We start from the raw sequence: 22,606 nt of genomic DNA on the forward strand, positions 1-22,606 counted from the left end.
TCCGCCTCGGCCGTCGAGACGCCGGTCAGCCGTCGAGATACCGGAACGCCTCGTGCGCGGAGCGGACGCTGTCGCGCAGCGCCTGCTGCAGCCGGACGGCGTCCTCGCTCAGGGTGCCGATCTCCGGCGCGAGGAAGCGGGCGGCGCCCGTCTCCGCGACGAGCTGCTCGTACTCCGGCAGGTGGGCGAGCAGGGCATCGATCTGCCCCCGCGACGCCAGCGCGCGGTCGGCCCGCGCCACGTGGCGGGCGTAGCGCTCCAGGGCCTCCACGCGGGCGACGACGGCGGCCTCGCTGGCGGCCAGCGCCCGCTCCAGCGGCGCCATGGCGGCGGCCACCTCCGGCGTCCGGCCGCCGCGGGCCAGGTGGCGGTGCCTGGCCCGCAGAGCCGACAGCTTGGTCAGCAGCCGGGCGATCTCCCATTCCTCGGCGGGCAGCATCACCGAGTTGCGCACGCTGTCGAGCATGCCCAGGGCGTTGACCCGCGAGCCCATGATGCGGTCGATCGCCTGCTGCACCCGGCCGAGCAGGGCCCGCGAGGGGACGTCGAAGTCCTCCAGGACCAGGAAGCGGCCCCGGTACAGCCGCGAGTGCCGGTACAGCACGCGCTCCACGGAGTCGACCGGCAGGGGTTTCCTGGCGAGGTAGACGCAGGCGAGGACCATCAGGTAGACGGTGCTGAGGGCGGCCAGGAACAGCCCGGTCGCGCCGACGACCAGCGTGACGAGGACCGTCAGGACCGTCAGCGCCCCGAGGGGGATCAGGGCGGCGGTGGGGACGCGCGGGCCGCTCGGCTCGGGGTTCCAGCCGGCCCGGTAGCGGGAGAGCAGCGGGCCGTTCCGTCTCATGAGGTCGGCGACGTCCGCGGGCACCTCCGGATCGACCACCACACGCAGCACAGGCTCGCCCCTTTCGCGATGGTCAAAAGAGCATAAGCGATGAGTGGATTCTGGGTTATGTCCCGATGCTGCCTCCTGCCGACGTCCGGCGCGTACCGGAAACGCGGGAAGCCCGAAAGGAAAACCGCGGCGGGACGGCCCGAGCGGCATGTCCGCAGTGGGTGATCGGCGGCGGGGCGGCATGGCCGCACCGGGTGATCGGCGGGAACGGCCGGGTGAACGAAAAGATCCCCGGGTCGGGGACCCGGGGATCTTTGTCGGTGGACGATACTGGGATTGAACCAGTGACCTCTTCCGTGTCAGGGAAGCGCTCTCCCGCTGAGCTAATCGTCCTCGGAAAACCAGAGCGGAAGACGGGATTCGAACCCGCGACCCTCACCTTGGCAAGGTGATGCTCTACCACTGAGCCACTTCCGCGTGCTCCCCGGCTTGCGGGCCGGGACACGTGCGCTACTTTACCGGATCCTCGCGGGTCCGGTGTCCGCGCGCCGAGGTGGAGACGGGATTTGAACCCGTGTACACGGCTTTGCAGGCCGTTGCCTCGCCTCTCGGCCACTCCACCAGCCAGACCCCGGGGGGTCTGCCGAGCGGAAGACGGGATTCGAACCCGCGACCCTCACCTTGGCAAGGTGATGCTCTACCACTGAGCCACTTCCGCGTGCTCCCCGGTCTGTCGTCCGGGGCACGAGAAAACTCTAGCGCCTCCGGAGCGTGCTTGCGCGCAACCGGGGGACAACCAGGGGATGATCGGCCGGGCGGAGTGAGGATTTCCGCGTGGCCTTCGGCCGGACCCGGGGCGACCCGGGCCCTGCGCGCGGCTCTCAGCCGGGCACCACCGTGACGTCCGCCGCCCTGACGAACATGACCCGGTGGCCGAACTGGATCTGGTGGTAGCGCGTCCGGCCCGTGATGACGCGGTGGGACGCCGGGGAGAAGCCGCCCGTGTGGAAGTAGGAGGAGCGGCTGGTCAGGCCGAGGCTGTAGAACTGCCCGGCCGGGAGGGTGTACTGCAGGGGGGCCGGCTGCTGCACCGGTATGCCCGGCGGGTAGGCCGACGCCTCCGGGTAGGCCCTGCCGTACACCTTGACGGAGGCGAGGCCGGGGCGGGGCGTCACCAGGGGGCCGGAGGCGGGCACGGACCTGCGGGCCCCCGCCGGGTCGTAGAACCAGGCCCGCTGCCCGAGGTACCAGATCGCGGTCCAGTCGCCGCGGCGGCCGGCGAAGGCGTAGCGCTGGCCGGTGGAGGCCCGTCCCGCGTGGTCGTACACGCTGTAGGTGGACTCGCCGGTGGGGTGCTTGCCGATGTCGCGGACCAGCGGCGAGGCGGGGGAGGGGCGGACGTGCAGCCAGACCGTGCCGGACCCGCGGCGGCACCGGCCCGACTTGGCGCAGCCGCTGAAGAAGGACGTGTTGGCGGCGTAGTCGGGTTTGATCATCACCGAGCGCGCCGAGTGCGCCGGGCGCGCCCCGGCCGCCGCCGAGACGAGGGAGACCTCCCGGCCGCGGACACCGGTCAGCGGGCTGCCGAGCAGCGTGAAGTAGTGGTCCCAGTCCCAGTAGGGGCCGGGGTCCTCGTGCATGCCCTGCACCGTCGCCGGGGTGGCGCCGGGCACGTTGTCGTGGCCGAGGATGTGCGCCCGGTCTAAGGGGACGTCGTACTTGCGGGCGAGGTAGCGGACCAGGCGGGCCGAGGCCCGGTACATCGCCTCGGTGTACCAGGCGCCCCCCCTGGCGAGGTAGCCCTCGTGCTCCAGGCCGATGGAGCGGGAGTTGAAGTACCAGTTGCCCGCATGCCAGCCGACGTCGCCGGCCCGCAGGTGCTGGGCGATGTGGCCGTCGCCGGAGCGCAGGGTGAAGTGCCAGCTCACGTAGGTGGGGTCCTTGACCAGCCGGGTCATGACGTCGTAGGGCGACTCCCCGTCGTGGATGACGATGTAGTCGATCGGGCGGGTCCCCGGGTAGCGGTCGTGGTTGCCGTGGCCGCCCTTCTTCAGCCGCCGGTAGGCGGCCGGGAGCCACTCGCAGGCCAGGGCGGGCGGGCAGTCGGGGGCGGCGGAGGCCGGGGCGGCGGGCAGCCCGGTCTCCCCGGGTCCCCGCTCCGGCGCCGCGGTGGGGTCGGCGGGCAGGACCACCCGCTCCCCGTCGTCGGTCACCCGTGCGGCGCCGGAGCGGATCGTCGCGTACACCTCGTCGGCGAACGCCGCGGCGGTCCCGGCGTCCGTGGCGCCGGAGTAGCGGGCCACCGCGCCGTACCAGCCCGCCGGGTCCGCCCCGGGCCGCCCGCCGGCGCTCCGCTGGTGGTCGGCCAGCAGCGCGGCGCCGCCCAGGATGTTGGCCGAGGGGTCCCGGCGGAGCTCGGCGGGGGCGACGCCGGTCAGCTCCGCGGCCCGGTGCAGGGTGTCGGCGGGCGGTACGGCCGGCGGCGCTGCGGCCCGCTCGCCCCCGGCGGGCTCCCGGGCCGCGTCTCCGGACGGGCGCGTCATGTCCCCGGCCGGTCGCGTGGCGGCCGCGGCTCCCCCGGCGCCCGCGGAGGGGTCGACCAGGTGCATCGGGCCGTAACCCGCCGACACGCTGGGCAGGCCGTCGTGGGTGTCCCACCGGGACTCCAGATAGGAGACCGCCAGCAGCACGCTCTCCGGCACGCCGTACCTCAGCGCGGCCCGTGTGAAGGCCGCCTGCCGGCCGCCCGGGGAGGACGTCCCCGCCGGGGGCGGCGGGACCAGCAGGGTCAGGGCGGCAAAGACGGTGGGGCCCGTCAGACGGCGCATGGTGTTCCTCCGGCCAGTTGGCTACCCAGGGTTATGAGAGACTACTCACCGTCCCAGGGTGCGGGCGCCGGACGGCCGAAGGGGGGATCCCTGCCCGAAACCGGGCAGGAAAATTGGTAATTGACGTTGATTATGCGTATGGTCCTGCCCTGTGGCCGCGGCATGGCAGTCCCATGAGGAGCTGATTGCCCACCTGGTCCGGACGAGTTCCCTCGGCCCGGGCGAGGCGGCGCGGGTCGTGGCGGACGTGCTGGCCTACTTCTCCGAGCCCGTCGAGGAGTTCGTCCGGCGCCGTCACGCCGAGCTCAAGGCCAAGGGGCTGGTCAACGACCAGATCTTCCCCCGGATCGCCGCCGAGCTGCCCGCCCGGCGCGTCGCGGCACCCCAACTCACCCTGCGCCAGCTGCGCCGGATCGTCTACGGGTAAGGAGCGGACACATGTGCGGGATCGTGGCCTACGTGGGGCCGAAGGACGCGGCGCCGATTCTGCTGGAGGGCCTCGCGCGGCTGGAGTACCGCGGCTACGACTCGGCCGGCCTGGTGATCTCCAACAAGGGCCTGAAGATGCGCAAGGTCAAGGGCCGGGTGGCCGACCTGGCCGCCGTCGTGCCCGCGCGCTTCAAGGGGACCCTGGGCATCGGGCACACCCGCTGGGCCACCCACGGCGCGCCCAGCGACGCCAACGCCCACCCCCACCTGTCCACCGACGAGCGCGTCGCGGTCGTGCACAACGGCGTCATCGAGAACGCCGACGAGCTGCGCGCCAAACTGGAGGCGGACGGCGCGGTCTTCGTCTCCGAGACCGACACCGAGGTGCTGGCGCACCTGATCGCCCGCACCGTCGAGGAGTCCGACTCGCTGGAGGAGGCGGTCCGCACCGCGCTCAAGCGGGTCGTCGGCACCTACGGCATCGCGGTGATCGACGCCCGGCGGCCCGGCGAGGTGGTCGTGGCCCGCAACGGCAGCCCGATCGTGCTGGGCATCGGCGAGAAGGAGATGTTCGCCGCCTCCGACGTCGCGGCCCTGGTCCGCTACACCCGCCAGGTGGTCCACCTGGAGGACGGCGAGCTCGCGGTGCTGCGGGCCGACGGCTTCACCACCTTCGGCGGCGACGCGCGGGAGACCGCCAAGGAGCCGCTGACCGTCGACTGGGAGGCCGGCCACTACGACACCGGCGGCTACGAGCACTACCTGCTCAAGGAGATCTCCGAGCAGCCCGAGACGGTGGCCCGCACGCTGCGCGGCCGCCTCGACGACCGCTTCCACATCGCCCACCTGGGCGGCCTCAACATGGACGCGCGGGAAAGCCGGTCGTTCCGCCGCGTGAAGATCATCGGCTGCGGGTCCGCCTACTACTCCGGCCAGATCGGCGCCCAGCTCATCGAGGAGCTGGCGCGCATCCCGGCCGACGCCGAACCGGCCAGCGAGTTCCGCTACCGCAGCCCCGTGGTGGAGCCCGACACCCTGTACGTGGCGATCAGCCAGTCGGGGGAGACCTACGACACCCTCGCCGCCGTCCAGGAGCTCAAGCGCAAGGGCGGGCGGGTGCTCGGCATCGTCAACACCGTGGGCAGCGCGATCGCCCGCGAGTGCGACGGCGGCGTGTACCTGCACGCGGGCCCCGAGGTGTCGGTGGCCAGCACCAAGGCGTTCACCTCGACCGCCGTGGCGTTCGCGCTGCTCGCGCTGCACCTGGGCCGGGTGCGCGACCTGTCCCCGGCCGACGGCCGCCGCATCTGCGAGGGCCTGCGCCGGCTGCCCCGCCAGATCGAGGAGGTCCTCGCGCTGGAGCCGCAGATCAAGGAGCTGGCGGACAAGTACGCCGACGCGGCGAGCATGATGTTCGTGGGCCGGGTCCGCGGTTACCCGGTGGCCCGCGAGGGCGCGCAGAAGCTCAAGGAGATCTCCTACGTGCACGCCGAGGCCTACCCGGCCAGCGAGCTCAAGCACGGGCCGCTGGCGCTGATCGGCCCGGAGACGCCGACCGTGGCGATCGTCCCCGACGACGAACTGCTGGACAAGAACCTCACCACGCTGGGCGAGATCCGGGCGCGCGGCGGCCGGGTGCTCATGGTCGGGCACCGTACGGCCGACCCGAAGCTGGCCGACGACTGCGTGGTGGTGCCCAGGAACGAGATCGAGCTGGACCCGATCCTGCTGACGATCCCGCTCCAGCTGCTGGCCTACCACGCCGCCGTGGCGCTGGGCCGCGACGTCGACAAGCCCCGCAACCTCGCCAAGAGCGTCACCGTGGAGTGACCCCGCCGTCCCTCCCCCCGGCAACCCCACCATATGTCACAGAAAGTGACATAGGTGTAACCTGAGGTATCGGGGGTCTCGGGGGGAGGGCGCGTCGTGCACCGAAGGCGGTTCTTCTCGTTCGCCGCCGGGCTCGCCGTCCTCGGTGGCTGCGGCGGCTGCGGCGGCCCCGGCAGGCCGTTCACCGGCGGGCTGACCCTCATCGTGCCCGCGGGCCGCGGGCACGACTGGGACCCCCTCGCCCACGGCATGGCCGCGGTCCTGGACGCGGAGGGGCTGGCGCGCGCGACCGCGGTGGAGAACCACCCGGGCGGCCCGGCGGGCGCCGCCCTGGCGGCGCCCGCCGGGCCGCCGTCCCGGGAGCGGTCCGCCCGCGAGCCGTTCCCCCGCGAGCCGTTCTCCCGTGCCGGGAGGCTGCTCCTCGCCGGAATGCCCGCGGTGGCCGGGGCGGAGATCGCCGACACCGCCGCCGTGGTCGACTCCACCACCCCGCTGGCCCGGCTGACCGGCGACTGGGCGGCCCTGGTCGTCCTGCCCGGCTCCCGCCTGCGCTCCTTCGAGGACCTCGCCGCGCTGCTGCGCCGCGACCCGGGCGGGCTGGTGATGGGCGGGCGCCTGGAGGGCGGCTCCGACCACGTGCTCTACGGCATGATCGCCAAATGCCTCGGAGCGGACGCCCGGCTGCTGCAGTACGCCGGGTACCCCGGCACCGCCGACGCCGTCGAGGCGCTCCGTGACGGCCGGGTGGCCGCGATCCTGGGCTCGGCGCGCTCCTTCACGCGCGAGATCGCCGCGGGCCGCCTGCGGCCCCTGGTGGTCTCCTCCGCCGAACGGCTCCCCGGGATCGACGCGCCGACGCTGATGGAGATGGATGTCCGGCTGGAGTACATCGACTGGTGCGGGGTGTTCGGCCCGCGGGACATGGGCCCGGACGACCGGGACCGGGCCGTGGCCCTGTGCGACGCCCTCGACGCCTCGCCGCGCTGGCGGGCCATGTGCGAGGCCAGGGGCTGGAACCGGGTCTACCTCAGCGGCGACGACTTCCGGCAGTGGCTGACCGGCGAGACCGGCCGGGCCCGGGACGTGCTCCGTGATCTCGGTTTGCTGAAAGCCTTCGCCACAACCTGTTGGGGTAGTTGCGTCCGCCGCCACTACATGTAGGATCCTCGTCGTTGCCGGCTCGCCTTCCCCGTGAAGGTGAGGCAAGAGGGAACCCGGTGGGAATCCGGGGCTGCCCCGCAGCGGTGAACGGGAACGACCGCCGTCAGGCGAGCACTGGGCCATGCCCGGGAAGCGACGGCCAGTAGGCATGTGCCAGGCGCCCGTGAGTCCGAAGACCTGCCGGCAATGGGGAAGGGGACCGGACCGGGCGCCGGGGGCCGCGTGAGGCGGCCCCGGAGCGCGCGGCGCGGCCGCCTCTCCCCGCACAGATGTCCAGGGCCTCGAGGGCGGGCCCGCGGACGAGGCGGTCCGGCATGCCCGCGGACCGTTCTCCGACGCGTGCCCTCACCCGGCGGGAGCCGTACAGGGAAGCACCGAGCACGCTAAGGGGAGCACGTGGCACCGATCGTGGCCGACGCCGCCGAGAAGACCGGGCAGGCACGCGAGGATCTGGCCGGCCGCCGGCTGGCCATCGAGGAGGCCGCCGCCCGGGTGGTCGCCGATCCGGAGAACTCCAAGGTCGCCGCCGGCCTGCTGGCCGGGCTGATCGCCGACGAGGCCGCCGCCCACGGCGTGCGGACCTTCGCCGGGTCCGTCGCCGCCGCCCACGCCGCCGGGCTGCTGCAGGACGGCCTGGCCGCCTTCGTGGCGGCGCACGCCGCCGAGCTGGACGCCCTCGTCGACGATGCCGCCGACGCCCGGTTCGAGTACTTCGGCCTGCGCACGGTCTACGACCGCTACCTGCTGCGCCACCCCGAGACCCGCGGCGTGCTGGAGCGCCCGCAGTACTTCTTCCTGCGGGTGGCGTGCGGCCTGTCGGAGACGGTCGAGGAGGCCGCAGAGCTGTACCGGCTCATGTCCACCCTGGCCTACCTGCCCAGCTCGCCCACCCTGTTCAACTCCGGGGCGCGCCGGCCCCAGCTGTCCTCCTGCTTCCTGCTCGACTCGCCCCGCGACGAGCTGGAGGCGATCTACGAGCGGTACGGGCAGATCGCGCGGCTGTCGAAGTACGCCGGGGGCATCGGCGTCTCCTGGACCCGGATCCGCTCGCGCGGCTCGCTGATCCGCGGCACCAACGGCCACTCCAACGGCGTCGTGCCGTGGCTGCGCACCCTGGACGCGAGCGTCGCCGCGGTCAACCAGGGCGGCCGCCGCAAGGGCGCGGCCTGCGTCTACCTGGAGACCTGGCACGCCGACATCGAGGACTTCCTGGAGCTGCGCGACAACACCGGCGAGGAGTCCCGCCGCACGCACAACCTGAACCTCGCCAACTGGATCCCCGACGAGTTCATGCGCCGCGTCGAGGCCGACGGCACCTGGTCGCTGTTCGACCCCAGGGAGGTCCCGCACCTCACCGACCTGTACGGCGAGGCGTTCGACGCGGCCTACCGCGCCGCCGAGGCCGAGGGCCGATACGTCCGCCAGGTCCCCGCCCGCGCCCTGTACGGCCGGATGATGCGCACCCTCGCCCAGACCGGCAACGGCTGGATGACCTTCAAGGACGCCGCCAACCGCACCTCCAACCAGACGGCCCGCCCCGAGAACGTCATCCACCTGTCGAACCTCTGCACCGAGATCCTGGAGGTCACCAGCGACGCCGAGACGGCCGTGTGCAACCTCGGCTCGATCAACCTCGCCGCCCACCTCGACGGCGGGCGGGTGGACTGGGCGCGGCTGCGCGCCACCGTCCGCACCGCCGTACGGTTCCTGGACCGCACGATCGACCTGGGCTTCTACCCGACCCCCGAGGCCGAGGCCGCCAACCGCAGGTGGCGGCCGATCGGGCTGGGCCTGATGGGCCTGGCCGACGTGTTCTTCACGCTGCGGCTGCCGTTCGACTCCCCGGAGGCGCTGGAGCTGTCCACCCGGATCTCCGAGGAGATCGCGCTCGCCGCCTACGCCACCTCCGCCGACCTGGCCGTCGAGCGGGGCCGCCACCCCTCCTACGACGAGACCCGCGCCGCCCGCGGCGTGCTGCACCCCGACCACTACGGCGCCGGGCGGTCGGCCGAGTGGGCGGCGCTGCGGGCCAGGATCGCCGAGACGGGCCTGCGCAACTCGCTCATGATCGCGATCGCGCCCACCGCGACCATCGCCTCCATCGCCGGCTGCTACGAGTGCATCGAGCCCCAGGTCTCCAACGTCTTCAAGCGCGAGACCCTCTCGGGAGAGTTCCTCCAGGTCAACCGCTACCTGGTCCGCGACCTCGCCGAGCGCGGCCTGTGGACCCCGCAGGTCCGCGACGCGATCAAGCGGGCCGACGGCTCCGTCCAGGACGTCCCCGGCGTGCCCGGCGACCTCAGGGCGCTCTACCGCACCGCCTGGGAGCTGCCGCAGAAGGCGCTGATCGACCTGGCCGCCGCGCGCATGCCGTACATCGACCAGTCGCAGTCGCTGAACCTCTTCATGGCCACGCCGACCATCGGCAAGCTCTCCTCGATGTACGCCTACGCCTGGAAGTCCGGCCTGAAGACGACCTACTACCTGCGGTCCCGCCCGGCCACCCGGATCGCGCAGACCACCGTGGCCAGGGCCGTCCCCGAGCCGGAGGCCGTCGCCTGCTCGCTGGAGAACCCCGAGTACTGCGAGGCCTGCCAGTAGCGCCCGCCGCGCGGGCGTCCCCTCTCGGGCGCCCGCGCCGCGTCCCGCCTCCCCGATCCGGCGCCGCGCCCGGATCGCCGCGCGCCCGCCGCGCGTCTCCGCGTCCCGCTTCACCGATCCGGCATCGCGCCCGGATCGCCGCGCGTCCGCCGCGCGTCTCCTCGTCCCGCTTCACCCGAACCCCATGGAGGGCTCCGCCGATGCTGCTCGACCCCGGAATGGACCTCACGCTGCGCCCCATGCGCTACCCGGACTTCTACGAGCGCTACCGCGCCGCGATCCGCAACACCTGGACCGTGGAGGAGGTGGACCTCTCCTCCGACCTGCCCGACCTCGCCAGGATGACGGCCGAGGAACGCCACCTGATCAACCGGCTCGTCGCCTTCTTCGCCACCGGCGACTCGATCGTGGCCAACAACCTCGTCCTCAACCTCTACCGGCACGTCAACGCCCCCGAGGCGCGGCTGTACCTCAGCAGGCAGCTGTTCGAGGAGGCGGTGCACGTCCAGTTCTACCTGACCCTGCTGGACACCTACCTGCCCGACCACGACGAGCGGGTCCGGGCCTTCGCCGCGGTCGAGCACATCCCCTCGATCCGGGACAAGGCCGAGTTCTGCTTCCGGTGGATCGACTCGCTCGGCGGGCTGGACCGCCTGGAGACCCGCGAGGACCGGCGGGCGTTCCTGCTCAACCTGATCTGCTTCGCCGCGTGCATCGAGGGACTGTTCTTCTACGGCGCCTTCGCCTACGTCTACTGGTTCCGCTCCCGGGGCCTGCTGGGCGGCCTGGCCACCGGGACCAACTGGGTGTTCCGCGACGAGTCCATGCACATGGAGTTCGCCTTCTCCGTGGTGGACACCGTACGGGCCGAGGAGCCCGAATTGTTCGACGACGAGCTGGGCGGGCAGGTCACCCGGATGCTGGAGGAGGCGGTGGCCGCCGAGCTGGCCTTCGCCGCCGACCTGTGCGGCGACGGGCTGCCCGGGATGGAGGTGGACCGGATGCGGCAGTACCTTGAGTACGTGGCCGACCAGCGCCTGGTCCGGCTCGGGTTGCCCGTCAGGTACGGCACCGCCAACCCCTTCGCCTTCATGGAGCTGCAGGACGTCCAGGAACTCGCCAATTTCTTCGAGCGGCGCGTTTCGGCCTACCAGATAGCCGTTGAGGGGAACGTCACATTCGACGAATCCTTCTGAATACGCGGCGGGCCCGTGGGCAACCCCCCGTGGGGGGGACCGACGACGGGAGGAAAGCCGATCTTGTCCAGATGGATCATCATGCTCATCACGGTGCTCGCCGCCGCCGCCGCGGTGGAGGTGGTGCGCCGGGTACTGCGGTCGCGGCTGGTCGGCGAGAAATGGGTCCTCGCCGGTCCGCTCGTGTGCCGCTGCGCCTGGCCGGCCCTGGCCACGGCGGTCGTCGCGGCCGTCAAGACGGTCTACCAGCCGAACATGGCCGAGGGACCGTTCGCGGACGGCATCGAGCAGGTGCTCAGCCTGGCCATGATCGGCGTCGTCTCCTGGCTGGTCATCGAGGCCGCCTACGCGGTCACCGACGTGGTGCTGGAACGGCTGGTGACCGTCGAGGGCGAGCGCAACCGGCGGGCCCGCCGCATCCGCACCCAGATCACCCTGGTCCGCCGGGTGGCCTCAGCGGTGATCATCGTGGTGGCGCTGGGCGCGATGCTCTTCACCTTCCCCCAGGTGCGCGCGCTCGGCGCCGGGCTGCTGGCCTCCGCCGGGATCGCCGGTGTGATCGTCGGTGTCGCCGCCCAGTCGACCCTGGGCAACATGCTCGCCGGGCTGCAGCTCGCCTTCAGTGACGCGCTCCGGCTCGACGACGTCGTGGTGGTCGAGGACGAATGGGGCCGCATCGAGGAACTCAGCCTCACCTACGTGGTGCTGCACCTGTGGGACGAGCGCAGGCTGGTGCTCCCGGTCTCCTACTTCACCACCAACCCCTTCGAGAACTGGACCCGCCACAGCAGCCGGGTGATCGGCGCGGTGATGCTCCGCGTCGACTGGTCGGTCCCGGTGGACGAGCTGCGCGCCGAGCTGTACCGCGCCCTGCGCGAGCACCCGCTGTGGGACCAGAAGGACTGGGTCCTCCAGGTCGTCGACACCCTGCCCAACGGCCTGGTGGAACTGCGCGCGCTGATGAGCGCCGCCGACTCGCCCAGCGCCTGGGACCTCAAGTGCGACATCCGCGAGCACATGGTCAGGTTCATCCAGGAGAAGTACCCCGACTCGCTGCCCCGCTTCCGGGTGGACGACCGCGCGGCGTAGCCGGCCGTACGGCGGGCCCCCGTACGGCGGGCCCCCGTACGGGGCCCCCGTACGGGGGGCCGACGCGCCGGGGCCGGGCCGTACGGCGGAGCCCCTGCGCCGCCCCTACGCAGCCGGGGCGGGCCGCAGCACGCGCGCTGCCCCGGAGATCAGCGCGGTGGCCAGGATCCACCCCGACACGATCAGGGTCCAGGCCAGCCACCGGGTCCAGCCCACCGGTTCCCACGCCCCCCGCTGCTCGAAGACGCTCACCGGGACCAGCAGGTCGAGGGTGTAGGTGAACGGCTGGAAGACCCGGATCTCCTCCGGGTCGATCTTCACCGGCGGCACGGCGCCGAAGGCCACCGTCCCGGCGGTCAGCAACACCGCCGCCCACAGGGCCGCCAGCCAGGGGCGGTAGCCGTACCCGACGACGAGGTCGAGCAGCCCGCCCCACGCCCGCCCGGCCGGCCGGAGCGTGCCGCGCCGGCCGCGCTGCTTGGCCAGCAGCACCCGGCGCGCGTCCGGCTCGTGGCCGATCCGCCGGTACCACGCCGCGAGCTGCTCGTACGGCTGGGGCCGGTAGCCGTCCGGGTCCCGGCTCGCCCACGACAGCCGCTCGGCCACACTCCACGGGCCGCGCAGCGCCTCGTAGACCAGCCCGTTGAGGTGGACCCCGCCGGGATAGGCGTCCGGCCGGTCGAGCAGGACGCCGATCCGCGAGTAGCCCAGGTTGACATCCCCCTCGATCCCGGCCGGCGCCAGGATCAGCTCGTCCATCTGGGCGTGGCTCAGGTGCAGCACCCGGCGCGGGGCCCTCAGCACCGCGTCGGAGAAGGAGAGCGTCCCGCCGACGCGCGCGCCGCGCATCCGGATCGTGCCGGTCGCGGTGAACCCGGCGCTGAACTCCACCGTTCCGCACTCCATCATGTCGGCGATCACCGCGTGCGGGCCGGTCGCGGTGACGACCGACCCCTGCAGGTAGATCCCGCCCCGGAGCTTGGCCCCGCTGAGCCGCAGGCCGCCGGTGACGCGCGTCTCCCGCATGAACGTCGCGCCGGTGACGGTGAGGCCGCCGCCCCAGAGCGCGTGGCGGACCTGGTGGAGGCGGCGTCGGCGCGTTTCATCGGGGGAGGGCTGCCGATGGGCGTCCTCCATCCAGTTGTCACCCGGTTCGGGCCGCTCGCCCGGGGCGGAAAGGCGCATCCGGGAGAGCCGGAGCTGTCCGTTCACCTCGGCGTCGTCCAACCGGATCCCGGCGTGGACGGTCGAGCCGTCGAAGTCGAGCAGGCCCTTGACCGTGCACCGGGCGGCCCGGACGCGTTCCAGGTCGCACCCCCGGAACCGGACGCCGGCGGCGGTGGCGTCGTTGAGGGAGACGGCCTCGGCCAGGTGGCAGTTGAGCAGGTGCAGCTTGCCGGTGAGGGTGGCGTCCGACAGGTCGAGCGACCCCGTGACCCGCGCGCCCGCCAGCCGCAGCCCGGCGGTCCCGCCCGGCGCGGCCTGCCGCGCGCCGCGCAGCAGCGCCGCCAGGACCTCCGCGCGGACCGTCCGCTCCGGCCCCCATTCCGCGCCCTTCGCCGGGTCGTCCTCCTCCGGGTCGCCGGTGCGCAGGTCCACCCAGGCGCCCGTGGGATAGGCGTTCCAGACCCGGCGCTCGGCCGGGCTGAGCCTGGGGAACGACCGTACCGGTCTCATCGAGGCCCTCCTCGCGGGTCCGCGCCCCTCCCCGGCGGCCGGTGCCCCGCCGGTTCCGGGACGGTCCGCCGTCATGATCGGGGAACGTCCCGGAAGAATCTACAACGTACAGGTATCCGATGGTCTCCGGTCACCCACCGGCGACCCCGCCACCCTCCGGGTCGGCCTCGTCCCCGGCGCCTATTCGGGGGACATGACCTCGTAGAGGTTGCCGGAGTCGTCGGAGAAGAACAGGCCGCGCGGGCACAGCGGATGGTCGACGCGGCCGTTGGTGCGGTCGGCGGGGTGGCTGCCGTACGGCACGCCGCACTCCCGGAGCCGGGCCAGGATCGCGTCGAACGTGGCCGGGTCCACGTCGAAGGCCAGGTGGTGTCCCTCGGGATCTTCGACGGTCATGTAGTCGAGGGTGAGGGAGTCGTTGACCCGGACGGGCGCGAAGTGGCCGCGCGCCCCGGCCGGAGGCAGGCACTCCAGGCCCATGACGTCGGCGAAGAACCGGGCGGCGCGCCCGTTGTCGCGGGCGAGGACGATGGTGTGGTTCAGCGTGACGGTCACCTCGCGCCCTCCTCGGCGGAGCCGGGACGGGTCAGCGCGCCGTGCACGAACACGTCCACGAGCTCGGCGACGTCCGGCGCGGTGTCGCCGGCCGGTCGCCTGCTCCCGGCGAACATCAGGTCCATGAACAGCGCGGCCAGCCGTTCCGGGGGAAGGCGCAGCGCCTCGCGGTCCGGCTCGAACAACTCGGTCAGCGCCTCGCGGGTCTGCCGGAGGGACGCCTCCCGGCCGCCCGGCGGATGCGACCCGCCCGGCCGCCCGGTTGCCCCCTCGCCCGCGGCGCCGGTCGGCGCGTCCGTACGGTCCCCGGGGGAGGGGCGCCGGTCGCGGGACGAGCGGTGGCCCGAGGCGTGCAGGGCGCCGAGGACCGTGCCGATCCGCGTCATGTGGGCCCGCATGGCCTCGGCGGCCTCGGTCAGGCGGGCGGCGAGCGGCTGGTCGAGCGGGACGGCGGCGAGCTGCTCCAGCACGTGGCCGGGATGGAGGGCCTCGGCCACGCAGGCGTCCAGCAGCTCGTCCTTGTCGGTGAACACCCGGAAGATCGTGGCCTCGCCGATCCCGGCGGCCCTGGCGACCTGGCTGGTGGTGACGGCGGTGCCGTACTCGGCGACCAGGGGGAGGGCGGCGAGCACGATCATCTCCCGCCGCCGCTCGGGGCTCATTCCCGGCGCTCTACGCCGGGGGGATGTGGTTTCCATGTCTTCACCGTACGGAGTGAGTACTCACTCCGTCAATGGGAGTCGTGAACAGGCTCTCGCGGGGAGGACATCGCGCCGCGACGCCGGACGTTCCGGCGGAGGCGTCGCGGCGTCTGGCGATCGAAGGGCCCGCGGCGCCGGGGCTTCAGCGGCCGGACGTCTTCGTGGGCGCGCCACGGTGGCGGGGGCCGGGGAGAGCGCGATGATGCCGGACGGTCCGGAGAATGCCCCATGACGTCGATATTTCGGAGAACTTTTCATATCCCGGGTTCCGCATGTCGCCGTCCCCGGGAGAGAATCCTCATCCCGCCCCGATTTCCTGCGAAAACGGTTCTCTGAACACGTCACGTGACGGCCGATCACGCTCCATGATGTTCCCTACGAGGACTCGTCCCCTGCCTCCGGTCCTCGACGGCGCGACGCGCCTACGCTGTTCACCACACCCCCGAGGAGAGAACACATGGCGACGCTGAAGGCACGAGTGAGCCGACTGGAGGAGGAATTCATGCTGCTCAGTAGCGAATGTGGAAAAACGGCCTCGGGTCGGGCCTACGACGCGCTTACCCCCGTCTACACCAAGCTCGATGTGATGGGCAAATGCCTAGAAGGGGTGGAGCGCCGGGTCATCGGCCTCGGCTTCGGCATGACCCGTCTGGACGAAAAGGTCCTGAACCTGCGGATCGAAGCTGAGAAGCTCGACACGAAGGTGTCGGAGCTGGACGCCAAGGTTGCGGGTCTCGACACGAAGGTGTCGGAGCTGGACGCCAAGGTTGCGGGTCTCGACACGAAGGTGTCGGAGCTCGACGCCAAGGTCACGGGCCTTGGCTTAAGCGTGTCGAACCTGGGCACCAGGGTCCTCGCGCTGGACGTCAAGGTGTCCGAGGTGGACGCCAAGGTCGAGCAACTCCGCGATGAGATGCGCGCCAGGTTCGCCGGCGTCGACGAGCGCATGGACGGGCTGGATTCCCGCATGGACAAGCTGGACTCCCGCATGGACGGGCTGGACTCCCGCATGGACAAGCTGGACTCCCGCATGGACGGGCTGGACTCCCGCATGGACAAGCTGGACTCCCGCATGGACGGGCTGGACTCCCGCATGGACAAGCTGGAGACGCGGATGGACGAGATGGCCGCGTTCAACGCGACGATGTTCCAGGCGATCCTCGACCGGCTTCCGGAGAAGCCCTCGGTCAACTGATCCGCCTCTCCGGGACACCGGGCCGCACCGCGCGCGGCCCGGCACCCGAGGCACCGGCCGGCCGACGCGGCCGGGCGACCCGGCACCGGTCAGCGGCCTGGCGCCGGTGTACCGGCCGAGGCATTGCCTCCAGGCCGCCCGTCAGCGGTCGATGATCTCGTTCTTGCCGATGACCACGATCCCGTTCCGGGTGACCGCGAACCGGCTGCGGTCGTACTCGAGGTCGAAGCCGATCCGCGCCCCGTCGGGGATGACCACGTTCTTGTCGATGATCGCCTTGCGGACGACGGCGCCCCGGCCGATCTTCACGTTGTCCATCAGCACCGAGTCCTCCACCCGCGAGTGCGAGTGCAGCACCACACCGGGGGAGAGGATCGAGTGGTCCGCCAGGCCGCCGGAGACGATCACACCGGCGGACACCAGGGAGTCGACCGCCCGCCCGACCCGGTCGCCCTCGTTGTGGACGAACTTGGCCGGCGGGAGCGGGTCGTGCCAGGTGTAGATCGGCCACTGCTGGTTGTACAGGTTGAAGACCGGGTGCGGTGAGATGAGGTCCATGTGGGCCTCGTAGAAGGCGTCGAGCGTTCCGACGTCGCGCCAGTAGCCACGGTCGCGCTCGGTGGAGCCGGGCACCACGTTGTCGGCGAAGTCGTACACCTGGGCGCCGCCGGACTTCACCAGCATCGGGATGATGTTCCCGCCGAGGTCGTGCTTGCTGGTGGGGTCGAGCGCGTCCTCGCGGAGCGCGTCGAGCATCGCCTGGGTCTTGAAGACGTAGTTGCCCATCGACGCGTACACCTGGTCGGGGGCGTCGGGCAGCCCCACCGCGTCCTTGGGCTTCTCGCGGAACGCCACGATCCGCCGCCCGGCCGGGTCGGTCTCGATCACCCCGAACTGGTCGGCGAGCGACAGCGGCTGCCGGATGGCCGCCACCGTCACGTCGGCGCCGGAGTCGATGTGCTGCTCGACCATCTGCCGGGGGTCCATCCGGTAGATGTGGTCGGCGCCGAACACGATGACGTGCTCGGGCATCTCGTCGTAGATGAGGTTCAGGTTCTGGAACAGCGCGTCGGCCGACCCGGAGAACCAGTGCGGGCCCAGCCGCTGCTGAGCGGGCACCGGGGTGACGTAGTTGCCCAGCATGGTCGACAGCCGCCAGGTGCGGGAGACGTGCCGGTCGAGGCTGTGGCTCTTGTACTGCGTCAGCACCACGATCTTCAGGTACTGGCCGTTGGCCAGATTCGACAGCACGAAGTCGACGAGCCGGTATATCCCCCCGAACGGCACGGCCGGCTTGGCCCGGTCGGCCGTGAGCGGCATCAGCCGCTTGCCTTCGCCGCCGGCGAGGACGATCGCGAGGACTCTCATACACCCGACCCTAACCCGATGAACAGGGATGAAACACTACGCTGATCATATGCGCGTTGATCTGCTGAGCCGCGAGTATCCCCCAGAGGTGTACGGCGGCGCCGGTGTCCATGTCGAGTACCTCGCCCGCGAACTGCGGAGGCTGGCCGAGGTCCGGGTGCGCTGCTTCGGAGCGCCCCGGGCGGAGGAGGGGGTGGCGGCGTACCGGACGCCGGCCGGGCTGGAGGAGGCCAACGCCGCCCTCCAGGTCCTCGGCGTCGACCTGGAGATGGCGGCGGCGTGCCGGGGCGCGGACCTGGTGCACAGCCACACCTGGTACGCCAACTTCGCCGGCCACGTCGCCAAGATGCTGTACGGCGTCCCGCACGTGATGACCACCCACAGCCTGGAGCCGCTGCGGCCGTGGAAGGCCGAGCAGCTCGGCGGCGGCTACACCCTGTCGTCCTGGGCCGAGCGCGGCGCGCTGGCGAGCGCCGACGCGGTCGTCGCGGTCTCGGAGGGCATGCGCCGCGACGTGCTGGCCGCCTACCCGGAGGTGGCGCCGGAGAAGGTCACGGTGATCCACAACGGGATCGACACCGCCCAGTACGCCCCCGATCCCGACACCGGCTTCCTGACCAGGCACGGCATCGACCCGGCCCGGCCGTACGTGGTGTTCGTGGGCCGGATCACCCGGCAGAAGGGGCTGGTCCACCTGCTGCACGCGGCACGGGACCTGCGGAGCGACGCCCAGCTCGTGCTCTGCGCGGGCGCGCCGGACACCCCGGAGATCGCCGAGGAGGTGACCGCCCTGGTCCGGGGGCTGGACCGCGAGGGCGTGGTGTGGATCTCGGAGATGCTCCCGCGCCCCGAGGTGATCCAGATCCTGACCCACGCCACGGTGTTCGTCTGCCCCTCGGTCTACGAGCCGATGGGCATCGTGAACCTGGAGGCCATGGCCTGTGAGACAGCCGTGGTGGCCACCGCCACCGGTGGCATCCCCGAGGTCGTGGCCGACGGGTCGACGGGCCTGCTGGTGCCGATCGAGCAGTCCGCCGCCGACGGCTCTCCCGACGACCCCGAGCGGTTCGCCGCCGACCTCGCCGAGCGGATCAACCGGCTGCTGGACGACCCGAAGCTGGCCGCCGAGCTGGGCGCGGCCGGGCGGGCACGGGCCGTGGAGCACTTCTCCTGGGCCAGGATCGCCGAGCGGACGATGGACCTGTACCGGTCGGTGACCGCCTCCTGACGGGAGCCGCCGGGCCGGCCTCGCCGGCGGACCCGGCGCCGGACGCCGCGCGCGGCCCGTTCGCGCCCCGGCCGCCCCGCCCCGCCGCCTCCCGCGCGGGTACGGCGGAGCGGCGGGGACGGCGATACGGCGGGGTCAACGGCTGATGAGGCTCAGGATGACGTTGTGGGCGTGGTGGGCCTTCTCGTCGCCGCGGAACTCCACCTCGTAGGTGTGGGTGCCCACGTGGACGGCGATGGCGCCGGAGGAGAAGAACCCGCCCGCGAGGGACTTGTTGCTCACCACGCTGACGGCCGAGATCTTGCTGTAGGGGATGCTCGTGATGGCGATCTTCTTGCCCACGAACGACTTGTCCTGGACGATCACCCGCCTGTCGGTGAGGCCGAGGAACCCGGTGCCCGCGCCGATGGCGTCGTAGACGGCGATGATCTGCTCGCCGGGCATCAGGCCGCTCTCGATCTGACGGAGCTGCTCCTTGCGGTCGTACGCGATCTGCGTCATGCGCTCGCAACCTCTCGGGGGAACCGGCGGAACGGAGGGTCCGCGCTGACGGTGCAACGAACGCGGTGGGGGAGGGGTTCCGCCGGGTCGGTAAGGTCGGGGCCGTGAACGTTCAGATGAGGATCACGGACCGTCACGGAGGCGTGAGCGCTGCGCCGTACGACACCCGCAACCTCGGCGGCGCGTGCGGGGACGACCCCGCGGCGGTCGCGGCCAACCGGGCCAGGACCGCGGCGGAGTTCGGACTGGATCGGGTCGTGTTCATGCGGCAGGTCCACAGCGCCGACGTCCGCTACGTCACCGAGCCGTTCGGCGACGACCCGCCGCCGCTGGACGGCGTCTGCACCGACGTCCCCGGTCTCGGCCTGGCGGCGCTGTGCGCCGACTGCGCGCCCGTCCTGCTGGCCGACCCCGCGGCGGGCCTGGTGGGCGCGGCGCACTCCGGGCGGGCCGGCACCGTCTCGGGGGTGGTCCCGGCGCTGGTGGCGGAGATGACGGCGCGCGGCGCGGAGCCGGGCCGGATGACCGCCCTGATCGGCCCGATGGCCTGCGGGAGCTGCTACGAGGTGCCGGAGGAGATGCGCGCCGAGGTCACGGCCGTCGTCCCCGAGGCGTGGTCGATCACCCGCCACGACACCCCCGCCCTCGACCTGCGGGCCGCGGTCAACTCGCAGCTCGCCAGGGCCGGTGTCGGCGAGGTCACCCACGACACGCGCTGCACCATCGAGAGCCCCGAGCTGTTCTCCCACCGCCGCGACGGCGTGACCGGCCGCTTCGCCGGCTACGTCTGGCTGGAGCGGGACTAGGCCCTAGGCCCGGTCCGGCGGCTCATGAGACTTTCCCTCCCGCGTCCACGGCCGCAGCTTCTCCGGGTTGCGGACCGCCCAGATCCGGGTGACGCGGCCGTCGGCGACATCGAACGAGGCCACGGTCGTGACGACGCCGGCGACCTGGGCCACCAGGCCCGGCACGCCGTTGACCGGCCGCTCCAGGAGTTCGAGCCCCGGAGCCTTGTCGGCGATGGCGGCCATGTACCGGGCGATGGGCACGGCGCCCTCGATCGGGTGCAGGGCGGCGCCGACCATGCCGCCGCCGTCGGCGGTCATCACGGCGGCCGGGTCGAGGAGGTCGACGAGGGCCGCGATGTCCTTCGTCTCCCATGCCTCTTTGACATGCCGCACCACGTCGGCCTGCCGAGCCGCTGTCACCGGAGGGCGCGCGGCGCCCACCCGCCGCCGGGCGGAGGCCGCCAGCTGCTTGCAGGCCGCGGGGGTCCGGCCGAGGATGCCGGCGATCTCGGCGAAGGGGTAACGGAAGACGTCGTGCAGGACGAACGCCACCCGCTCGGCGGGCGTCATCGACTCCAGGACGACGAGGAAGGCCATGGTCACCGATTCGTCCAGGACCATCTGGTCGGCCGGGTCGGCGGGGTCGGCGCCATGGCCGTGGTCCCACCCGGCGTGGCCGGGCAGCGGCTCGGGCAGCCACGCGCCGACATAGCGTTCACGCCGGGCCCGCGCCGAGCCGAGCACGTCCAGGCAGATGCGGCTGGTCACCGTCGTCAGCCAGGCGCCAGGGGACACGATCTCCTCCTGCCGGCTTCGTGGCAGCGCGTACCAGCGCGCGTAGGCCTCCTGTACCGCGTCCTCGGCCTCGGCCAGCGAACCGAGCAACCGGTAGGCGACATTGATCAGCTGGCGCCGCTCACCGGCTGTCTCATCGATGCTCGTTCCGGCCGTCCCCATACTTCCGATCGCCTTCTCGCCTTACCTTTCACCGGCCCGCGTCGTCGGACCGATGAGACCTTACCGACCTACTGCCCCCGAGGGCGGAACAGGGGGACCGTGGCATGGCCACCCAGACGACGGCACAGCGCAGCTTCTCGTTTCTGCGGATCGCGATCGCTCTGCAGACTCTGACCATCTTCCTTCAGGCGGTTTCCGCCGGACTGCTGCTGACCACGTCCTACGGAGAGACGCTGCACAGTGTCGGAGCCCGCGTGATGTACGGGGCGGCGCTGCTGTACGTGGTCGCGGCGGTGCTGGCGTGGAAGCCGGGCGGCGGCTCGCCCCGCCCCATCTGGCACGCGTCCGGCTTCCTCGTCCTCGCCTCCGCCCAGGTCGCGCTGGGCATCGCGAACGTACCGGCGGTCCACCTTCCCCTGGGCGTCCTGATGTTCGGGCTGAGCGTGCTGGCGCTGACGCGGCGCTGAGATCCGGTACGGGAGCACACCGGGATCGGTCAGGGCCCGTCCCGCGCGCCCCCTTCCGGTGCGGCCGCACCGGAAGGGGGCGCACGCGTGAAGCCGCCGGCCGCCGACGGCTCTCGGCCGTCCTCGGTCGCCGGCCGAGGGTCTTCCTCGCTCACCGGCCGTCGATCGTCCTCGCTCACCGGCCGGCCTCGACCGTCAGCCGTGCCCGGCCGCCGGTCGTCAGTCGTCCTCGGCCAGGACGCTTCCGTAGGCGCGGGCGGCGAGGTCGGCGATGAGGTCGTGCGCGCCGAGCAGGTCGGCGGACTCGGCGCCGATCAGTGCCGCCGCCTCGCCCACCAGGCCGGGGTCGGCCTCGGGGCCGATGAGGCAGGGGGAGAGGGCGATGCGCTCGGCGCCGACGCCGCGCAGCCGCTCGGCCGCGGCGGCGGCGTCCGGGCCGCCGTCCAGGGAGGCGACCAGCACGGGGAGGGTCAGGCGCGAGGCCAGCAGGACGGCCGTCGGCTGGGCCTCGGCCGCCCCGGCCGCGCCGCCGACCGTGGCGAGGACGACCGCGTCGATGGGGCTTCCGACGTTGAGCAGCCGCATCCGGTCCGCGCGGGCCAGGTTCTTCTCGGCCAGGCGGATGTGCAGCGCCTCGGCGAGCAGCGGGTGCGGCCCGAGCGACTCGGTGACGCGCGCCGCCGTCCCGCTCGCCGCGACCGCCGCGGCGATCACGCCGTCGGCGACCGGGTGCGGGCCGGTCAGCAGGGGCACCACGATGGCGGCCTCGCCGTCCGCGGGACGCTCACGGGCCGCCGCCTCCAGCTCGGAGGTCAGCTCCTTGCCGTCCTCGCCGAGACCGGCGAGGCGCACTTCGATCTGTGGGTTGTCCACCCGGATCATGGACGCCAGCTCGGCGGCGACGCCTGACGCGTCGCCGAGCGTGGCGAGCACCAGCGCGGGTGCCTCGGGTGGGAGCTGGGAGGGCACGGGTCTGCGGTGCCGGCCGGAGGGCCGTACGGCGCGCCCGCGTACGGGGAGGCTGGAACTCTCACTCACAGGGGCGGACTCTAGGGGTATTTTCCCACCTTTGTAACTGAAAATGGCAGCAATTCCGTCACGACCTGCGCCGTGCGGGCGGTACGGACATCCCCGGATCGGCTCCCTTCCGGGAGCCGGACCGGACGGTCACGGACCGTGGGCCGGCGGGCGCGCGCC

At 72.5% G+C, this 22,606-nt stretch carries 19 protein-coding genes, 4 tRNA genes and 1 riboswitch; of the genes, 10 read left to right on the plus strand and 13 right to left on the minus strand.

The window, feature by feature from the left end:
* Positions 1-25 precede the first annotated feature (25 nt).
* The 6 genes from IEZ10_RS20510 to IEZ10_RS20535 all read right to left on the minus strand — a co-directional run bounded on the left by IEZ10_RS20510 (position 26) and on the right by IEZ10_RS20535 (position 3,666).
* Positions 26-898, minus strand: a complete 873-nt coding sequence (locus tag IEZ10_RS20510; protein ID WP_229811462.1) for a hypothetical protein — start codon at positions 896-898, stop codon at positions 26-28.
* A 261-nt stretch (positions 899-1,159) separates the two neighbouring features.
* Positions 1,160-1,231 (minus strand) — tRNA-Val (locus tag IEZ10_RS20515).
* A gap of 12 nt (positions 1,232-1,243) precedes the next feature.
* Positions 1,244-1,315 (minus strand) — tRNA-Gly (locus IEZ10_RS20520).
* Positions 1,316-1,389: 74 nt separating this feature from the next.
* Positions 1,390-1,460: transfer RNA gene (locus IEZ10_RS20525), tRNA-Cys, on the minus strand.
* A 24-nt stretch (positions 1,461-1,484) separates the two neighbouring features.
* Positions 1,485-1,556: transfer RNA gene (locus IEZ10_RS20530), tRNA-Gly, on the minus strand.
* A 163-nt stretch (positions 1,557-1,719) separates the two neighbouring features.
* Positions 1,720-3,666, minus strand: a complete 1,947-nt coding sequence (locus tag IEZ10_RS20535) for an N-acetylmuramoyl-L-alanine amidase (RefSeq protein ID WP_189248120.1) — start codon at positions 3,664-3,666, stop codon at positions 1,720-1,722.
* 151 nt (positions 3,667-3,817) lie between these two features.
* Between IEZ10_RS20535 and IEZ10_RS20540 the strand changes: the two genes are divergently transcribed.
* From IEZ10_RS20540 to IEZ10_RS20565, 6 genes are all read left to right on the plus strand, one after another.
* The gene (locus IEZ10_RS20540) at positions 3,818-4,093 is read left to right on the plus strand and encodes a hypothetical protein (RefSeq protein ID WP_189248121.1); all 276 of its coding nucleotides are present in this window, start codon (positions 3,818-3,820) and stop codon (positions 4,091-4,093) included.
* A gap of 11 nt (positions 4,094-4,104) precedes the next feature.
* The gene (glmS, locus tag IEZ10_RS20545; RefSeq protein ID WP_189248122.1) at positions 4,105-5,925 is read left to right on the plus strand and encodes a glutamine--fructose-6-phosphate transaminase (isomerizing); all 1,821 of its coding nucleotides are present in this window, start codon (positions 4,105-4,107) and stop codon (positions 5,923-5,925) included.
* A gap of 96 nt (positions 5,926-6,021) precedes the next feature.
* Positions 6,022-7,086: a Bug family tripartite tricarboxylate transporter substrate binding protein gene (locus IEZ10_RS20550; protein WP_189248123.1), complete on the plus strand. Its 1,065-nt coding sequence runs from the start codon at positions 6,022-6,024 to the stop codon at positions 7,084-7,086.
* A riboswitch (cobalamin riboswitch) is annotated at positions 7,085-7,285 on the plus strand. (Overlaps the previous gene by 2 nt.)
* Positions 7,286-7,482: 197 nt before the next feature.
* Entirely contained in the window at positions 7,483-9,687 is a 2,205-nt protein-coding gene (locus tag IEZ10_RS20555) for a ribonucleoside-diphosphate reductase subunit alpha (protein WP_229811463.1), read from the plus strand.
* Between the two features lie 200 nt (positions 9,688-9,887).
* Positions 9,888-10,883: a ribonucleotide-diphosphate reductase subunit beta gene (locus IEZ10_RS20560; protein WP_179827617.1), complete on the plus strand. Its 996-nt coding sequence runs from the start codon at positions 9,888-9,890 to the stop codon at positions 10,881-10,883.
* A gap of 63 nt (positions 10,884-10,946) precedes the next feature.
* Positions 10,947-11,972: a mechanosensitive ion channel family protein gene (locus tag IEZ10_RS20565; protein WP_189248124.1), complete on the plus strand. Its 1,026-nt coding sequence runs from the start codon at positions 10,947-10,949 to the stop codon at positions 11,970-11,972.
* Between the two features lie 105 nt (positions 11,973-12,077).
* Here the strand turns inward: IEZ10_RS20565 and IEZ10_RS20570 are convergent, their stop codons facing one another.
* The 3 genes from IEZ10_RS20570 to IEZ10_RS20580 form a co-directional block, all read right to left on the minus strand.
* Positions 12,078-13,649 carry a pentapeptide repeat-containing protein gene (locus tag IEZ10_RS20570; RefSeq protein ID WP_189248125.1) on the minus strand — a complete coding sequence of 524 codons (1,572 nt, stop codon included), beginning with the start codon at positions 13,647-13,649 and terminating at the stop codon, positions 12,078-12,080.
* Between the two features lie 180 nt (positions 13,650-13,829).
* Entirely contained in the window at positions 13,830-14,204 is a 375-nt protein-coding gene (locus tag IEZ10_RS20575; RefSeq protein WP_189248126.1) for a VOC family protein, read from the minus strand.
* Positions 14,201-14,866: a TetR/AcrR family transcriptional regulator gene (locus IEZ10_RS20580; protein ID WP_189248127.1), complete on the minus strand. Its 666-nt coding sequence runs from the start codon at positions 14,864-14,866 to the stop codon at positions 14,201-14,203. Before IEZ10_RS20580 ends, IEZ10_RS20575 begins: the two co-directional genes overlap by 4 nt.
* Before the next feature lie 496 nt (positions 14,867-15,362).
* Between IEZ10_RS20580 and IEZ10_RS20585 the strand changes: the two genes are divergently transcribed.
* Positions 15,363-16,100 (plus strand): hypothetical protein, encoded by a 738-nt coding sequence (locus IEZ10_RS20585; RefSeq protein WP_189248128.1) that lies wholly within the window; start codon positions 15,363-15,365, stop codon positions 16,098-16,100.
* Positions 16,101-16,241: 141 nt separating this feature from the next.
* Here IEZ10_RS20585 and glgC read toward each other — a convergent pair whose 3' ends face one another.
* Positions 16,242-17,468 (minus strand): glucose-1-phosphate adenylyltransferase, encoded by a 1,227-nt coding sequence (gene glgC, locus IEZ10_RS20590; RefSeq protein ID WP_189248129.1) that lies wholly within the window; start codon positions 17,466-17,468, stop codon positions 16,242-16,244.
* A 49-nt stretch (positions 17,469-17,517) separates the two neighbouring features.
* On the opposite strand from glgC, the gene glgA reads away from it, so the two are divergent.
* Positions 17,518-18,696, plus strand: coding sequence for a glycogen synthase (gene glgA / locus IEZ10_RS20595; protein ID WP_189248130.1), 1,179 nt, complete (start codon positions 17,518-17,520; stop codon positions 18,694-18,696).
* A gap of 135 nt (positions 18,697-18,831) precedes the next feature.
* Here glgA and IEZ10_RS20600 read toward each other — a convergent pair whose 3' ends face one another.
* On the minus strand, positions 18,832-19,197 hold the full coding sequence (locus IEZ10_RS20600) for a PH domain-containing protein (protein ID WP_189248131.1): 366 nt from the start codon (positions 19,195-19,197) through the stop codon (positions 18,832-18,834).
* 116 nt (positions 19,198-19,313) lie between these two features.
* Between IEZ10_RS20600 and pgeF the strand changes: the two genes are divergently transcribed.
* A complete protein-coding gene (gene pgeF / locus IEZ10_RS20605) occupies positions 19,314-20,003 on the plus strand; it encodes a peptidoglycan editing factor PgeF (RefSeq protein ID WP_189248287.1) in 690 nt (229 codons plus the stop codon).
* 3 nt (positions 20,004-20,006) lie between these two features.
* Here pgeF and sigJ read toward each other — a convergent pair whose 3' ends face one another.
* On the minus strand, positions 20,007-20,942 hold the full coding sequence (gene sigJ / locus IEZ10_RS20610; protein WP_189248132.1) for an RNA polymerase sigma factor SigJ: 936 nt from the start codon (positions 20,940-20,942) through the stop codon (positions 20,007-20,009).
* A 104-nt stretch (positions 20,943-21,046) separates the two neighbouring features.
* On the opposite strand from sigJ, the gene IEZ10_RS20615 reads away from it, so the two are divergent.
* On the plus strand, positions 21,047-21,409 hold the full coding sequence (locus IEZ10_RS20615; RefSeq protein ID WP_189248133.1) for a hypothetical protein: 363 nt from the start codon (positions 21,047-21,049) through the stop codon (positions 21,407-21,409).
* A 219-nt stretch (positions 21,410-21,628) separates the two neighbouring features.
* On the opposite strand, the gene IEZ10_RS20620 is transcribed toward IEZ10_RS20615, so the two are convergent.
* Positions 21,629-22,447 carry a sirohydrochlorin chelatase gene (locus IEZ10_RS20620; RefSeq protein WP_229811464.1) on the minus strand — a complete coding sequence of 273 codons (819 nt, stop codon included), beginning with the start codon at positions 22,445-22,447 and terminating at the stop codon, positions 21,629-21,631.
* Positions 22,448-22,606 lie beyond the last annotated feature (159 nt).

The organism is Streptosporangium pseudovulgare, assembly GCF_014648055.1.
GTDB lineage: Bacteria > Actinomycetota > Actinomycetes > Streptosporangiales > Streptosporangiaceae > Streptosporangium > Streptosporangium pseudovulgare.

Excerpts from the sequence above, each read along its gene's own strand:
- IEZ10_RS20535 (WP_189248120.1), bottom strand. The coding sequence starts at position 3,666 with ATGCGCCGTCTGACGGGCCCCACCGTCTTTGCCGCCCTGACCCTGCTG.
- glmS (WP_189248122.1), top strand. The coding sequence starts at position 4,105 with ATGTGCGGGATCGTGGCCTACGTGGGGCCGAAGGACGCGGCGCCGATT.
- IEZ10_RS20560 (WP_179827617.1), top strand. The coding sequence starts at position 9,888 with ATGCTGCTCGACCCCGGAATGGACCTCACGCTGCGCCCCATGCGCTAC.
- IEZ10_RS20570 (WP_189248125.1), bottom strand. The coding sequence starts at position 13,649 with ATGAGACCGGTACGGTCGTTCCCCAGGCTCAGCCCGGCCGAGCGCCGG.
- IEZ10_RS20580 (WP_189248127.1), bottom strand. The coding sequence starts at position 14,866 with ATGAGCCCCGAGCGGCGGCGGGAGATGATCGTGCTCGCCGCCCTCCCC.
- IEZ10_RS20585 (WP_189248128.1), top strand. The coding sequence starts at position 15,363 with ATGGCGACGCTGAAGGCACGAGTGAGCCGACTGGAGGAGGAATTCATG.
- glgC (WP_189248129.1), bottom strand. The coding sequence starts at position 17,468 with ATGAGAGTCCTCGCGATCGTCCTCGCCGGCGGCGAAGGCAAGCGGCTG.
- glgA (WP_189248130.1), top strand. The coding sequence starts at position 17,518 with ATGCGCGTTGATCTGCTGAGCCGCGAGTATCCCCCAGAGGTGTACGGC.
- IEZ10_RS20600 (WP_189248131.1), bottom strand. The coding sequence starts at position 19,197 with ATGACGCAGATCGCGTACGACCGCAAGGAGCAGCTCCGTCAGATCGAG.
- pgeF (WP_189248287.1), top strand. The coding sequence starts at position 19,314 with ATGAGGATCACGGACCGTCACGGAGGCGTGAGCGCTGCGCCGTACGAC.
- sigJ (WP_189248132.1), bottom strand. The coding sequence starts at position 20,942 with ATGGGGACGGCCGGAACGAGCATCGATGAGACAGCCGGTGAGCGGCGC.
- IEZ10_RS20615 (WP_189248133.1), top strand. The coding sequence starts at position 21,047 with ATGGCCACCCAGACGACGGCACAGCGCAGCTTCTCGTTTCTGCGGATC.